General features: G+C 65.8%; 13 protein-coding genes and 1 tRNA gene. 3 read left to right on the top strand and 11 right to left on the bottom strand.

Features of this window, described 5'->3' with window-relative positions:
- Nucleotides 1–31 precede the first annotated feature (31 nt).
- Nucleotides 32–511, top strand: a complete 480-nt coding sequence (locus ET475_RS14780; RefSeq protein WP_242497660.1) for a DUF3515 family protein — start codon at nt 32–34, stop codon at nt 509–511.
- A gap of 1 nt (nt 512) precedes the next feature.
- Here the strand turns inward: ET475_RS14780 and ET475_RS14775 are convergent, their stop codons facing one another.
- From ET475_RS14775 to ET475_RS14740, 8 genes are all read right to left on the bottom strand, one after another.
- Nucleotides 513–1,598, bottom strand: a complete 1,086-nt coding sequence (locus tag ET475_RS14775) for a D-alanine--D-alanine ligase family protein (RefSeq protein WP_129391938.1) — start codon at nt 1,596–1,598, stop codon at nt 513–515.
- The gene (locus ET475_RS14770; protein ID WP_129391935.1) at nt 1,504–2,655 is read right to left on the bottom strand and encodes an NAD(P)H-dependent glycerol-3-phosphate dehydrogenase; all 1,152 of its coding nucleotides are present in this window, start codon (nt 2,653–2,655) and stop codon (nt 1,504–1,506) included. The genes ET475_RS14775 and ET475_RS14770 overlap by 95 nt, the downstream gene beginning before the upstream one ends.
- The gene (locus ET475_RS14765; protein ID WP_129391932.1) at nt 2,621–3,385 is read right to left on the bottom strand and encodes a lysophospholipid acyltransferase family protein; all 765 of its coding nucleotides are present in this window, start codon (nt 3,383–3,385) and stop codon (nt 2,621–2,623) included. The genes ET475_RS14770 and ET475_RS14765 overlap by 35 nt, the downstream gene beginning before the upstream one ends.
- Nucleotides 3,386–3,389: 4 nt before the next feature.
- On the bottom strand, nt 3,390–4,754 hold the full coding sequence (gene murA, locus ET475_RS14760) for a UDP-N-acetylglucosamine 1-carboxyvinyltransferase (protein ID WP_129391929.1): 1,365 nt from the start codon (nt 4,752–4,754) through the stop codon (nt 3,390–3,392).
- A 24-nt stretch (nt 4,755–4,778) separates the two neighbouring features.
- Nucleotides 4,779–5,390, bottom strand: a complete 612-nt coding sequence (gene leuD / locus ET475_RS14755; RefSeq protein ID WP_129391926.1) for a 3-isopropylmalate dehydratase small subunit — start codon at nt 5,388–5,390, stop codon at nt 4,779–4,781.
- Nucleotide 5,391: 1 nt separating this feature from the next.
- Nucleotides 5,392–6,876, bottom strand: coding sequence for a 3-isopropylmalate dehydratase large subunit (leuC, locus tag ET475_RS14750; RefSeq protein ID WP_129391923.1), 1,485 nt, complete (start codon nt 6,874–6,876; stop codon nt 5,392–5,394).
- 158 nt (nt 6,877–7,034) lie between these two features.
- A complete protein-coding gene (locus tag ET475_RS14745; RefSeq protein WP_129391920.1) occupies nt 7,035–8,051 on the bottom strand; it encodes a TerC/Alx family metal homeostasis membrane protein in 1,017 nt (338 codons plus the stop codon).
- A gap of 129 nt (nt 8,052–8,180) precedes the next feature.
- Complete coding sequence (locus ET475_RS14740) at nt 8,181–8,639, bottom strand: MarR family winged helix-turn-helix transcriptional regulator (RefSeq protein WP_129391917.1); 459 nt, start codon at nt 8,637–8,639, stop codon at nt 8,181–8,183.
- Nucleotides 8,640–8,764: 125 nt separating this feature from the next.
- Between ET475_RS14740 and ET475_RS14735 the strand changes: the two genes are divergently transcribed.
- A complete protein-coding gene (locus ET475_RS14735) occupies nt 8,765–11,920 on the top strand; it encodes an efflux RND transporter permease subunit (protein WP_129391914.1) in 3,156 nt (1,051 codons plus the stop codon).
- Between the two features lie 131 nt (nt 11,921–12,051).
- The gene (locus ET475_RS14730) at nt 12,052–13,353 is read left to right on the top strand and encodes an MFS transporter (RefSeq protein ID WP_129391911.1); all 1,302 of its coding nucleotides are present in this window, start codon (nt 12,052–12,054) and stop codon (nt 13,351–13,353) included.
- 55 nt (nt 13,354–13,408) lie between these two features.
- On the opposite strand, the gene ET475_RS17910 is transcribed toward ET475_RS14730, so the two are convergent.
- From ET475_RS17910 to ET475_RS14720, 3 genes are all read right to left on the bottom strand, one after another.
- A tRNA-Glu gene (locus tag ET475_RS17910) sits at nt 13,409–13,499 on the bottom strand.
- Nucleotides 13,500–13,623: 124 nt separating this feature from the next.
- On the bottom strand, nt 13,624–13,863 hold the full coding sequence (locus tag ET475_RS14725) for a hypothetical protein (RefSeq protein ID WP_207205364.1): 240 nt from the start codon (nt 13,861–13,863) through the stop codon (nt 13,624–13,626).
- The gene (locus ET475_RS14720; protein ID WP_129391905.1) at nt 13,860–14,120 is read right to left on the bottom strand and encodes a ribbon-helix-helix protein, CopG family; all 261 of its coding nucleotides are present in this window, start codon (nt 14,118–14,120) and stop codon (nt 13,860–13,862) included. Before ET475_RS14720 ends, ET475_RS14725 begins: the two co-directional genes overlap by 4 nt.
- Nucleotides 14,121–14,190: the final 70 nt, after the last annotated feature.

Below are 14,190 nucleotides of genomic sequence, written 5' to 3'. Positions count from 1 at the left end.
CTCCACGCTACCGGCGGGATAGCCTGGAACAGTGACCCGAACCCGCCGTGCTCTCGCCGTGATCGTCGTCGCATGGGGGCTCACGCTCACCGGGTGTGCCACCACGATCCCCCTGGAACCGCCGCAGGATGCGAACAACCCGAAGTGCGCCGACATCATGGTGCGTCTGCCGAAGGATCTCGGTGAACAGCAACGCGTGTGGACCGATGCGCAATCGACCGCGGCATGGGGATCGCCCACCCGCGTGATCATGGCGTGCGGGGTGACCCCGCCCGGGCCTAGCACCCTGAAATGCGTCTCGCTGGGCGGCGTCGACTGGCTGGTCGATGAGTCGGAACAGCCCAATTTCCGCATCACGAGCTATGGCCGCACGCCCGCGGTACAGGTGTACATCGACGGTGGTGACACCAGCGTCGACCCCAACACGGTCCTGACGACGCTGGGGCGCCTTGTCTCGGCCCACACGCAGAAGTCTGCGCAGTGCTCCGACCCCGACCAGATCGGAGAGTGAGTCAGCGCCGCGCGAGCGCGGTGTCGATCAGCTCAGAGACCAGCTCGGCGTAGCTCATTCCGCTGGCGATCCAGCACTTCGGGAACATCGAGATCGGGGTGAACCCCGGCATCGTGTTGACCTCATTCACGAAGAACTCGGTGCCCGTGAAGAAGAAGTCCACGCGCGACAGGCCCTGTCCCCCCACCGCCTCGAACGCGCGCGCCGCGATGCGCTGCATCTCGGCGAGCTCACCGTCACGCAGATCGGCGGGGCAGACCAGCTCGATGCCCGGCGCACCGAGATACTTCGCCGCGAAATCATAGAACTCCCGGCCAGAGAGCACCACCTCACCGGCCACGCTGACCCGCGGCAGCGCACCGTCACGGCTTTCGAGCACGCCGCACTCCAGCTCGCGGCCGTGTACCGCCTCTTCGACGAGCACCGTGGCGTCTTCGGCGAAGGCTGTCTGCAACGCGGCATCCAGCTCATCCCAGGCGTTGACCCGCGAGACCCCGACGCTCGAGCCGGCGCGCGCCGGCTTGACGAACACCGGCAGCCCCAGGGCGTGGATGCGCTGCTCCCACATCCGCCGGTCGCGCTTCAGGCCTTCGCGGGTCACTGTCACCCAGGGCACGACAGGCACGCCGGCCGAACGCAGCACGTTCTTGGTCACGTGCTTGTCCATGCCGATGGCCGACATGAGCAGGCCGGCACCGGCATACGGAATGTCCAGCAGCTCGAGAAAGCCCTGGATGGTGCCGTCTTCGCCGAACCGGCCGTGCAGGATCGGCAGCACGACATCGACATCGCCGAGCGAGCGCGTGCCCGCGGCATCCGTCACTCGCATCTCACGACACACCGCCGAATCGGGCCACAGCACCCGGGTGCCGTTGTCGACGACCTCGGGCAGGTGGTCGGGGTCGAGCGTGAACTTGTCGGGGTCGTCGTCTTCGAGTACGAAGGCGCCCTCGCGCGTGATGCCGACCGGTATCACCCGGAACCGGTCGCGGTCAATGGCCCGAAGCACTCCCCCGGCCGTGGCGGAGCTGATCGAATGCTCGCTGGACCGTCCGCCGAAGAGCACCACCACTGCGAGCTTGTCCATGCTGTGTCCTCTCACCCTTCGGGGCGTCGTCGTCGGTGGTCAGGTGCGGGGCTATCCGGCGCGGGTCCATGGTGCCGTCGAGCACGCGTTTGACCTGCTCGACGATCGGCATCTCCACGTGCGCCGCGCGCGCGAGCTGCAGCACGGGGGTCACCGAGGCCAATCCCTCGGCGGTCTGCTCCATCTGCTTGACCACGTCTTGGAAGCTGTACCCCTGGCCGAGCAGTCGCCCGGCCGTGTTGTTGCGGCTCAGCGGCGACTGGCACGTCGCGATGAGGTCGCCGAGCCCGGCAAGGCCTTGCAGTGTCTCGAACTGCGCCCCGTGTGCGACGGCGAAATCGGTCATCTCGACCAGGCCGCGGGTGATGATCGAGGCCTTCGTGTTCTCGCCGTAGCCCACGCCGTCGACGATGCCGATGGCGACCGCGATCAGGTTCTTGAGCACTCCACCGAACTCGGTGCCGATCACATCGGTGTTCACGAACGTACGAAAGTAGCTGTTCCTCGCGCGCCGCGCGACCGCATCGGCGGTCTCTAGGCTGCTGGATGCCACGACCGCCGCCGTCGGCTGCTCGCGGGCGATCTCCAACGCGAGGTTCGGGCCCGACGCGACCGCTATGCGTGCCGGATCGCACTCGAGCACCTGCTCGAGAACCTGGCTCATGCGCAGACCGCTCTTGCGCTCGATGCCCTTCATCAAAGAGACGATCGGGACCGCCGTGCGGGCCACGAGTGGGCGAACAGCCTTGAGATTGTCGCGCGCCGACTGACTCGGCACACACACGTAGAGTTGCTCGGCACCATCGACCGCCTCTGCCAGGTCGGTGGTGGCCGTCATGCTGCGCGGCAGATTCACGCCCGGCAGGTACTGGCTGTTGCGCTTGGCCTCGCTGATCTCATGCGCCAGTTCAGGTCGCCGGGCCCACATCGTCACCTGCGCGCCGCCATCGGCGAGGATCTTGCCGAACGTGGTGCCCCAGCTGCCTGCGCCCAGCACCGTGACGCGGGTGGCCGGCTCGTGTCTAGGAGTCAAGACGGCCCGTCTCCTTCTGTCCATGGTCGGCGGGGTTCCAGCGCGTCTTGGGCGCCGGCAGACCGCGGATCTCGCCGAGCAGCTCGGCGATGCGATCCATCACCCGCGTGGTGGCCGCGTTCAGTTCGGCGGGGGTGACGTGCTCGTGCCGCGCATCGTCGATGTCGACCGGGTCACCGATCACGACGCTCATGCGCCGGCGCGGCGGCCACAGCCGCAGCTTTCCGTAGCGCGGCATGATCTGTTGCGCGCCCCACTGCGCCATCGGGATGACCGGGATGCCCCCGGCGGCCGCCAGGCGCACCGCACCGGATTTGCCCCGCATGGGCCACAGTTCGGGATCGCGGGTGAGAGTGCCCTCGGGGTAGACGATCACACCACGCCCATGCTGTACGAGATCGCGCGAGGTCTCCAGCGTCGCGCGCGCGCCGCTGGATGAGGCCGTGCGGGCAACCGGCACCATGCCGGTGCGTTTGAGTGCCCAGCCCAGCACCGGCACGTGGAACAAGCTCTCTTTCGCCATGAACCGCGGTGCGCGGCCGAGCCGCCATACGGCCACCGCCACGACGAGCGGGTCGATCTCGCTGTGATGATTCGCGGCCAGCACGAACGCACCTTCGCGAGGCAGTTTCTCGGCACCGGTGATCTCTATCTTGGCGAGAGCACCGAAGATCGGCACGATGATCGCTCCCAGCAACCAGAAAACGCTGGGCCGCGTCTTCTCCTTCGAGGCACGCGGACGACTCTCGCTCACCGACTCACCCCAGGATGTCGAAGTCGGCGCCGAGCGCGGTGAGCTTGTCGAACAGCTTCTCGTAGCCGCGGCTGATGATGCCCACGTTGCGCACCGTCGACTCGCCGGTCGCCGTCAGGGCCGCGATGACGTGACTGTAGCCGCCACGCAGGTCGGGCACGGTGATGTCGGCGCCGCGCAACGGCGTCGGACCGTGGATCACGGCCGCCTGCTCGAGGTTGCGCCGGGGCACGCGCCGCGGCCCCTCCTGCAGTCCGTGCGGGTGCACGACGATGTCGGCGCCCATCTTGACCAGAGCCTGGGTGAACCCGAAGCGGTTCTCGTACACCGTCTCGTGCACGATAGAGGTGCCCTGCGCCTGCGTGAGGGCGATGATCAACGGCTGCTGCCAGTCGGTCATGAACCCCGGGTGCACGTCGGTCTCCACCGTCACGGCGCGCAGGTCGCCCCCGCGACGGAAGAGGATGCCGTCTTCGCGAATGTCGAAGTCACCACCGACCTTGCGCACGACGTTCAGGAAGGTGAGCATCTCGGGCTGGCGGGCCCCGCCGACGAAGATCTCGCCGTCGGTGGCCAACGCAGCACTCGCCCAGCTGGCGGCCTCGTTGCGGTCGAAGATCGCGCGGTGGTCATAGCCCGAGAGTCGGTCCACCCCCTCGATGAGGATGACCCGGTTCGGCTCGTACGAGATGATCGCGCCCATCTTCTGCAGCACCGCGATGAGGTCCATGATCTCGGGCTCGATCGCCGCGTTGCGCAGCTCTGTCACGCCCGCTGCGCGCACAGCCGTCAGCAGCACCTGCTCGGTCGCGCCCACGCTCGGGTACGGCAGATGGATGCTCGCCCCGTGCAGCCCGCTCGGCGCCGACAGTCGGATGCCGCTGGGCAGCTTCTCGACGACGGCGCCGAACTTGCGCAGCGCGTCAAGGTGGAAGTCGATCGGACGATCACCGATGCGGCACCCGCCCAGATCGGGGATGAACGCCTGCCCGAGTTGGTGCAGCAACGGGCCGCAGAAAAGGATCGGGATGCGGCTGGCGCCGGCGTGCGCGTCGATCTCTTCCATGTGCGCCGAGGCGACATCGGCGGGATCGAGCACGAAGGTGCCTTCTTCGTCGCCGCGGGTCACGCGTACGCCGTGCACCTCGAGCAGTGAGCGCACCACTGCCACGTCGCTGATATCGGGCACGTCGCGCAGCACACTGGGCGATTCGCCCAGAAGCGCTGCGACCATCGCCTTGGTGACCAGGTTCTTCGCGCCCTTGACGTCGACGCGGCCGCGCAGCGGATGACCACCGCGGATGGCAAGCGTCTCACCCGACCCTCCCGTGCGACCGTCGGTGGATGCCAAGCCGTTCAGGAGTGTCATGCAGTGTGCCTCACAGTGTCGGAATCAGGGAGTCGTCTGGGACGGCACCGGAAGAGTGCGTGGTTTCCAGCGTGCTCGACGCGCCTCGTAAGCGGCGATTCTGTCTTGGTTGCGAAGGGTGAGCCCGATGTCGTCGAGGCCCTCCAGAAGCCGCCACCTAGTGTAATCATCGATCTCGAACGTGACCTGGATATCGTCAAGAGTCGCCGTGCGCTCCTGCAGGTCGACGGTCATCTGCACGCCGGGGTGATCGGTGATCGCCGCCCAGAGGCGTTCCCCGTCTGCTTCGGAAATCACACCGGTGACCAGGCCTTGCTTGCCGGCGTTGCCGCGGAAGATGTCGGCGAACTTCGGGCTCAGAACGACCTTGAACCCGTAGTCCCGCAGCGCCCACACGGCGTGTTCGCGGCTGGACCCGGTGCCGAAGTCGGGGCCGGCGACGAGGATCGACGCGTTCCGGTACGGCTCCTGGTTGAGGACGAACGCGGGATCCTGGCGCCAGCTGGCGAACAGCGCGTCTTCGAAACCGGTCTTGGTGACCCGCTTCAGGTACACCGCCGGAATGATCTGGTCGGTGTCGACGGCGGAACGCTGCAGAGGCGCGGCCACACCGGTGTGCGTGGTGAACTTGTCCATGTCAGGCCTCCGCCCCATCGGTCGCCGCGTGGGCGAAGGAAACAGCCTCGACCTCATCGAGATCGCTCGGACTCGACAGCGTTCCGCGGATCGCGGTGGCCGCTGCCACGAGGGGCGAGACCAGGTGCGTGCGCCCGCCCTTGCCCTGGCGGCCTTCGAAGTTGCGGTTGCTCGTTGAGGCACAGCGCTCTCCCGGCGCCAGCTGGTCGGGGTTCATCCCGAGGCACATCGAGCAGCCGGCGAACCGCCATTCGGCACCGAAGTCCTCGAACACCTTGTTCAGGCCCTCGGCTTCGGCCTCCAGTCGCACCCGGGCCGAACCCGGCACGACCATGACCCGCACCCCTTCGGCCTTCTTGCGTCCCTTGACGATCGATGCGAACTGGCGCAGGTCTTCGATGCGACTGTTGGTGCACGAGCCCATGAACACGGCATCGACGGGGATGTCCTTCATGCGTGTGCCCGGAGCCAGGTCCATGTACGCGAGTGCCCGCTCGGCAGCGGCCTTCGCGTTGGGATCATCGAAATCGTCGGGCGAGGGGACGGCCGCCGACAGCGACACGCCCTGGCCGGGGTTGGTGCCCCACGTGACGAACGGCTCGAGCTCGGCGGCATCGAGGAACACCTCGGCGTCGTACACCGCCCCCTCATCAGAGGGCAGTGTGCGCCAATAGGCGACGGCGTCCTCCCAATCCTGCCCCTGCGGAGCGTGCGGGCGGCCCTTCAGATACGCGAAGGTGGTCTCATCGGGCGCGACCATGCCCGCGCGGGCACCGGCCTCGATCGACATGTTGCACATCGTCATCCGGCCTTCCATCGACAGCGACCGAATGGCGCTGCCGCGGTACTCCAGAACGTAGCCCTGGCCGCCGTTCGTGCCGATCTTCGCGATGACGGCGAGGATGATGTCTTTCGCGGTGACGCCCGGCTTGAGCTCACCTTCGACGGTGATCGCCATCGTCTTGAAGGGTTTCAGCGGCAGTGTCTGGGTGGCCAGCACGTGCTCGACCTCGCTGGTGCCGATCCCGAACGCCATGGCCCCGAAGGCGCCGTGCGTCGAGGTGTGGCTGTCGCCGCACACGACGGTGATCCCCGGCATGGTCAGGCCCAACTGCGGGCCGACCACATGCACGATGCCCTGCTCCTTGTCGCCGAGGGAGTGCAGCCGCACGCCGAATTCCGCGGCGTTGCGGCGCAGCGTCTCAATCTGAGTGCGACTGGTCAGGTCGGCGATCGGCTTGTCGATATCGAGCGTCGGGGTGTTGTGGTCTTCGGTCGCGATCGTCAGGTCGAGGCGTCGCACCGGGCGCCCCTCGGCGCGCAGCCCGTCGAAGGCCTGCGGGCTGGTGACCTCGTGCACGAGGTGCAGGTCGATGTAGATGAGGTCGGGCTGGCCGTCCTCACCCTTGACGACCAGGTGGTCGTCCCAGACCTTCTCGGCGAGGGTGCGTGGCTGATCAGGGATCGCAGACGCAGGTGTGCTCATGACTGTTCGTTCTCCAGGGTTTCAGAGTTGGGCCCACGACGAACTCCGCGACGAGTCTGGGCTGAGATCAGAACCCGTCGCGGCACGTAAGGAGGAGCCGCGCGATCTGCACGTGGCCAGATTACCACTGCTGACCGTGCGACTCTTCCGCGCGACGCTTACGACTTATCGTCGTCGGGAGCCGCCTCGACAGCAGCCCGGTCTCGCCGAGCCGCTATGACGCTGGCCCCAGCGGCGACCACCATCGCGACGATGATCACGCCGAGCGACACCCACGTCGAGATGTCGGGCGCCCACGAGACCGGGTGCCCGCCGTTGATGAAGGGAAGCTCGTTGACGGCCAGCGCGTGGAAGAAGAGCTTGACGCCGATGAAGGCGAGGATGAAGGCGATGCCGTAGTGCAGGTACCGCAACCGGTCCAGCAGCCCGCCCAACAGGAAGTACAGCTGCCGCAGGCCCATGAGGGCGAACACGTTCGTCGAGAACACGATGAAGGCGTTCTGAGTGATGCCGAAGATGGCCGGGATCGAGTCGATGGCGAAGATCAGGTCGGTGAACCCGATCGCCACGAAGACCAGCAGCATCGGGGTCAAGACCTTCTTGCCGTTCACCACGGTGCGGATCTTGCGTCCGTCGTACTGGTCGCTGATGTCGATGAAGCGTCGCAGGATGCGCACGATCCAGGTCTCGGTGTGAGCGTCGTCATCTTCTTTGCCGGGGAACGCCTGTCGCCAGGCGGTGAAGACGAGAAAGGCGCCGAAGATGTAGAAGATCCAGCTGAAGTTCTCGATGAGCGCCGCACCCAGCAGGATGAACAGACCGCGCAGCACGAGGGCGATGATGATGCCCACCATCAGCACTTCCTGCTGGTAGCGTCGCGGCACCGAGAACTGCGTCATCAGCAGCACGAACACGAAGAGGTTGTCGATCGACAGGCTGTATTCGGTCAGCCATCCGGCGATGAATTCGCCGGCGGCATCCGAACTGCCTGTCGCCCACAGCAACAGCACGGCGAAGATCAGCGCCAGACACACGTAGAAGACGACCCACAGGGTGGCTTCCTTCATCGACGGGATGTGCGGCCTCTTGAGAATGAGGAGGAGGTCGGCGGCCAGGATAAGGACGAGGACGACCATCGCGGTGATCTCGAACCATGCGGGGATCACGAAATCCATGGGGGCCTTTCAGAGGGATCGACGAACCGTCGAAAGTCTCTCCCCCGCTTCAGCGGAGCGCGCCCGGGGCCCCTCCGACGGAACCCGTGATGACGAACGCGCAGTGGTGGGATACTCCCCCTCGCCGGGTCAGTCTATCTCCTGCATCGCGCGCACGAGAGCGCGGATGCCGCGTGTCAGCGCGCGCAGGTCGTCCAGCCCCAGACGGTTCAGCGGCGCCCGCCGGAACTCGGGTCGTGCGGTGAGCAATCGCTGCACGGTCTCTCGACCCTCGGCCGTGGCGACAACGCGTCGCACCCGTTGATCATGGGGGTCAAGTATCCGCTGGATCATGGCTTGCGACTCGAGTCGATCGACGATGCCCGACATCGTCGCAAGTGAGACGCCCACCGTCTTCGCCAGTGCCTGGATCGTGCTGCCGTCGGGCACTGTCATGAGGATGGTGAGCACCTTGAGCTGCTGCATCGTCAGCCGCAGCGACAGCACGGGTTCGATGAGCTCGGGCACGAAAGAGGTCTCGATATCGGTCTGCAGGGCGAGCAGTTCGCCCAGCAACGCGTCGCGCTCTTCGTGTTCAGCGGCATCCACCCCTTGAGAGTATCGCCCGCTCACAGTGCATGCGCAGATTCGGATACATCGCGTTGTACTAAGCTTCGTCCGATGCGAACCATTCGTTCGCCTTCTCCCCTTCCTCTCTTCTCGGTGGTGTCCTCGTGTTCCGACTCGCACGCTTCAGCCTTGGCAACCGCACGCTGGTAGCGCTCATCACGCTTCTCATCGCCGGCTTCGGCGTGTTCTCGATGACGCAGCTGCGTCAGGAGCTGATCCCGTCGATCGAATTGCCGCAGACGACAGTGGTCACGGTGGTGCCGGGCGCGAGCCCGCAAGTGGTCGACGAGCAGGTGAGTGTGCCGGTGACGCAGGCGGTCGCTGATCTCGACGGCGTCGAGCAGGTCGTGGCGACCTCGTCGTCGGGGATGTCGATGGTCTCGATCGCCTACGCGTACGGCACCGATGCCGACGACTTCCGTGCCACGGTCGAGCAAGCACTCAGCGGCATCCAGTCGAAGCTGCCCGGTGACGCCGAGCCCAACCTCGTCGCCGGCAGCACGTCGGACATCCCGGTCATCTTCATGACGGCGTCGTCGGCTGACGACGACGTCGCCGCACTGTCTGCCAAGCTCTCCGACACGGTCGTGCCCAAGCTCGAGGGCATCGACGGGGTGCGGGCAGCGGCGGTGTCGGGCGGCGCCGTGCAGCGCGTCGTGATCACCCCCGACGATGCGAAGCTCGCGAAGAACGGCATCACCTCCCAAGCGCTCACGCAGGTACTGCAGGCGAACGGCATCACCCTTCCGGTGGGCAGCGTCACCGAAGACGGGCAACTCCTCCCCGTACAGGGCGGAACAGCGGTCACCTCGGTCGACGACATAAAGAAGCTTCCTGTGGCGAGCCAGACCCAACCGGGCACTGTGCTCACGGTGGGCGCCGTCGCCGACGTGTCGCTTGTCACCGAAGCTCCCACCTCGATCACCCGCATGAACGGTGAGCAGGCACTGTCGATCTCGATCACCGCAAGCGACGGCGGCGATGTCGTGGCGATCTCGCATGCCGTCAACGACGCGATCAGCGAGCTGGCCGACGATCTTCCGAGCGTGGACCTCACGGTCGTCTTCGACCAGGCCCCCTTCATCGAGGAGTCCATCCTCCATTTGGCCACCGAGGGTCTGCTCGGCCTGTTGTTCGCGATCGTCGTGATCTTGATCTTCCTGCTGTCGCTGCGCTCGACGATCGTGACGGCAATCTCGATTCCGCTCTCGGTGCTCGTGACCTTCATCGGGCTCAATCTCGGTGGCTACTCGCTGAACATGCTGACGCTGGGCGCGCTCACCATCGCGATCGGGCGCGTCGTCGACGACTCGATCGTCGTCATCGAGAACATCAAGCGGCACCTGTCGTACGGTGAGGCCAAGGTGCAGGCCATCCTCACCGCAGTACGCGAGGTCGCCGGGGCGATCACGTCATCCACTCTGACGACCGTGGCCGTCTTCCTGCCGATCGCCTTCGTCGGCGGCACCGTCGGCGAGTTGTTCAACCCGTTCGCGCTCACTGTCACCATCGCCATGCTCTCCTCGCTGCTGGTGGCCCTCACGATCGCGCCCGTGCTCTCGTACTGGTTCCTGCGCGCACCCAAGGCGGGCGGCGACGTCGAGGCGATTCGCGCCGCCGCCGAAGAAAAGGAGCACCGCAGCTGGCTGCAGCGTGGATATCGCCCCATCCTGCGGGGTACGCAGAGGCACCCCGTCATCACTCTTGTCTCGTCGGCGTTGCTGCTGGTGATCACCGTGTCGCTGATCCCCCTCATGAAGGTCGACTTCCTGGGCAACACCGGTCAGAACATGGTCATGGTCACGCAGACTTTCCCGTCGGGGTCGGATCTGGACACCATCTCCGACGGCGCGCGCGACGTCGAAGACACTCTGCTCGATGTCGACGGCGTCGAAGACGTCATGCTGATGGCGGGCACGAGCGGCGGCTCCGGTGACTTCTCTGCACTGCTGGGCGGAGGCGGCGGTACCGCCACCTTCATCGTGAACACCGATCCGAAGGCAGACCAGGCGGCGTTGCAGACCGACGTGCGCGCGCAGCTGGCCAAGATCGACGGCCCTGGTGAGGTCAGCCTCTCCGACGCCGCCAGCGCCGGAGGCTTCGGCGGGACCGTCGACGTCGAGGTGCATGCGGCGAATGAGGCCGATCTCGCGGATGCTGCCGACGGCGTCTTCGCCGCGCTGAAGGACACGCCGGATGCCGCAGATGTCAGCAGTGATCTGGCGCCCGCGCAACCCAGCGTTCAGATCACGGTGGATCGCAAGACGGCGCTCGAGCACGGATTCACCGAGATCCAGCTGGTGAGCATGGTCGGCGGCGTCCTTTCGCCGCAGAGCATCGGAACCGTGCGTATCGACGGCGAGGATTACCGCGTGTTCGTCGACGCCGCCGATATCCCCACCACGGTCGATCAGCTCAGCGACTTGAAGATTCCGACCGCGGCAGGCCTGGTGCCGCTCACGGATGTGGCCGATGTCAAGACGGTTACCGGACCCACCTCGCTCACCCGCCAGGACGGCGACCTGGTCGCGACCATCTCGATCACGCCGGCCGAGGGTGAGCTCGGTGCTGTCACGACCGCGGTGCAGGAGCGCCTCGACGACCTCGATCTGCCCGACGGCGTCTCTGCCGACATCGGCGGCCTCGCCCAGACCCAGCAGGAGTCGTTCGCGCAGCTGGGCATCGCCATGCTCGTGGCCATCGCGATCGTGTTCCTGCTGCTGGTGGCGACGTTCCGCTCGCTGGCACAGCCGCTGATACTGCTGGTGTCGATCCCGTTCGCCGCGACCGGTGCTATCGCCATGCTGCTGGTGACCGGACACCCGTTGGGCATCTCGGCGCTCATCGGCATGCTGATGCTCATCGGCATCGTCGTGACGAACGCGATAGTGCTCATCGACCTGGTGAATCAGTATCGGCGGCAGGGTCAGAGTGTGCGCGATGCCGTGTTCAACGGAGCACGCCAGCGCATGCGCCCGATCTTGATGACCGCCCTGGCCACGATCTTCGCTCTGCTGCCGATGGCGCTCGGCGTCACCGGCTCTAGCGGCTTCATCAGCCAGGACCTCGCGATCGTCGTCATCGGCGGGCTCATCTCGTCGACGGCGCTGACCCTCATCCTCGTTCCCGTGCTCTACCAGCTCTTCGAGCGTGGCCGTGAGAAGCGGGCCGAGAAGAAGGATGCCACGGCGCGGCCATCAGCCGCCGATGATACGGACGCCACCGAGGCACCAGCCACCCGCCGACAGGCGCGGGCGTAGAACCCGGGTCATCGCAGCGGTAGCGTCTGTTCCTGAAGCGTTCCTCGCCGTCAGCGCGGGCCCCGTCAGCGTTGACGTTCCCGTCATACCCGATCAATCGGACCGAAATGAGTCGCCGGTAGGCTGAGCGCATGCGCGACGCGGCGGTTCCGGAACACGCCAGCGCCGCAGGTCGTCCTCGTGAAGTGCTCCGGCTCCCCTCCTTCGCCTTCTTCTGGAGCGCCACGACGATCCGAGCATTCGGAAGCGCGGTGTCCGGCGTCGCCTTTCAGGTTCTGATCGTCACGGTGCTCCACGCAACGCCCGTTGAAATCAGCATCTTCAGCGCTCTCGGCGTCGCCCCCTACGTGTTCCTCGGGCTGATCGTCGGCGCTCTCATGGATCGCTGGCGCCGGCAGCTCACACTGGTGGTCACCAGCGTCGGACGGGCCCTCGCCCTGGCATCGATCACGATCTTGCTGCTCGTGAATGCACTCAACTTTTGGTCGTTGGCGATTGTCACCGTGGTCCTCGGGGTCTTGGTGCTGTTCGCGGACTCGGCCTCGCAGCCGCTTCTGCCACGCATTGTTCCTCGGGATTCACTCGTGATGGCCAACGCGCGACTCGGCCAGAGCAGCACGGTGGCCGGCACCGCAGGTCCTGCCCTGGGCGGAGCACTCCTCAACCTGCTGGGTGCACCCATCCTGTTCTTGTCCGACGCCGTCATCACCGGCTTCTCGGCGGTGCTCCAATCTCGAATCCGAATCAAGGAGCCGAAGCCAGCACCGCGCACGGATGGTCGTCACATCGGCCATGACATCGCCGAAGGAATGCGCTACACCTACCGGCATCGGATGCTCCGTCCTCTTGCGCTCTCGGTTCACACCTGGTTCCTGGCCAACAGCATCGTGTCGACGATCTATGCCGTCTTCGTCCTCCGTGAGCTTGGCCTGCCGGCATGGGCCTACGGCGTCACACTCGCGTTCGGGGCGGTCGGTGGCTTTCTCGGCGCCCTCATCGCGCCACGCATCGGCGCCCGACTCGGCGCCGGATGGGGGATCTTCGTCGGCCGAGCCTTGATTGTCGTGCCGTGGCTCAGCCTCGCCATCGTGCCGATCGACGCGGCCAGCGGGATCGTCGTTCTGCTGACCCTGGTATCGGCTGCGCAATTCGTCTACGGCCTGTCCATGGGCATCGAAGATGCCAACGACACCGGATATCGGCAGGCGATAGCGCCCGACGCCCTGCAGGGAAGGATGAACTCGACAATCCGGACAGTCAACCGCGTCATCTTCTTGCTCGGAGCCCTCCTGGCGGGACTCCTGGCGACATGCTTGGGCTATCGCCTCACCATCGGAATCGGAGCCGTCATCTTCGCGGCGGCTGCCCTCATCGTGATCGTCTCACCGCTGCGCACAGCCCGGCACTCCGATACATCGGAATCCGCTGCCTGAAACCCGCATGCAAAAAGCCCGGCTCCCCTGATGGTTCAAGGGAGCCGGGCTGATGTGACCCCAGCGGGATTCGAACCCGCGTTACCGCCGTGAGAGGGCGGAACACACCATACTTTCCGGGACATGGAACCGCGGAACTACGGGCCAATTCGGCCCCACAAGATGAACCGCGTGCCTCACGTTTCCGGATGAGTGTTGCAAACTGTTGCCGCGGAGCCTATGCCTTCCCTGGCTCGACACAGGTCGAGCGTGATTCTCCGAAAGACCACGTCAGTTGAGAAGACCGAGATACTGCTGGCGACATTTCATGGCGTGAATCAGCTCCTCCGTCCCGTCATCCCAAACGAGGACGACAAATTCCAAGAGACGACCCCGGGTGTCGAATCCGAGCCGGAGGAAGCGCCGCGGGTCGTCGTCGTCCAGCGGAACAGAAACCAACGGCCATGTTGCAGCTTCGACCCCGTCGTTGGAGCTGATGCCGTGTTTACGCGCCGAAGGCCGGACGATCACGCCACGTTCGCCCAGACAGCTAGGGCGGCGCGGATAGCCTCTGACCGGTTCAGATGTTCGCGCTCAGCCCGCGCCATGACAGCGTCGAGCTCCTCGACCGTGAGCCGGACCGGAATCACCTGCGATGCTTCGGCGCCGCGAACGGGGCGCCCTCTCCGCGACTTCAACTCCTCGACGTCATAACCAGCTTCAGCCTCGACGACCCACTCATCGATCTGCGCCTCCGATACCTCGCGCCCGTGAATCTTCCGCTCCATGAACACAATTGTATTACGAATATATGCACTCCGCTGGAGACACTTCAGGCCACTACTCCTCGGCGGTACG

It is taken from the genome of Microbacterium protaetiae, from assembly GCF_004135285.1.
In the GTDB taxonomy this organism is placed as follows: domain Bacteria; phylum Actinomycetota; class Actinomycetes; order Actinomycetales; family Microbacteriaceae; genus Microbacterium; species Microbacterium protaetiae.
The sequence above is the reverse complement of the archived record's forward strand: the minus strand, read 5'-3'. Positions and strand labels throughout refer to the sequence as shown.

What these genes read in the sequence shown, in the direction of transcription:
- murA (WP_129391929.1), bottom strand. Translation starts at nt 4,754, where the DNA reads ATGACACTCCTGAACGGCTTGGCATCCACCGACGGTCGCACGGGAGGG.
- ET475_RS14730 (WP_129391911.1), top strand. Translation starts at nt 12,052, where the DNA reads ATGCGCGACGCGGCGGTTCCGGAACACGCCAGCGCCGCAGGTCGTCCT.
- leuC (WP_129391923.1), bottom strand. Translation starts at nt 6,876, where the DNA reads ATGAGCACACCTGCGTCTGCGATCCCTGATCAGCCACGCACCCTCGCC.
- ET475_RS14775 (WP_129391938.1), bottom strand. Translation starts at nt 1,598, where the DNA reads ATGGACAAGCTCGCAGTGGTGGTGCTCTTCGGCGGACGGTCCAGCGAG.
- leuD (WP_129391926.1), bottom strand. Translation starts at nt 5,390, where the DNA reads ATGGACAAGTTCACCACGCACACCGGTGTGGCCGCGCCTCTGCAGCGT.
- ET475_RS14745 (WP_129391920.1), bottom strand. Translation starts at nt 8,051, where the DNA reads ATGGATTTCGTGATCCCCGCATGGTTCGAGATCACCGCGATGGTCGTC.
- ET475_RS14770 (WP_129391935.1), bottom strand. Translation starts at nt 2,655, where the DNA reads ATGGACAGAAGGAGACGGGCCGTCTTGACTCCTAGACACGAGCCGGCC.
- ET475_RS14720 (WP_129391905.1), bottom strand. Translation starts at nt 14,120, where the DNA reads ATGGAGCGGAAGATTCACGGGCGCGAGGTATCGGAGGCGCAGATCGAT.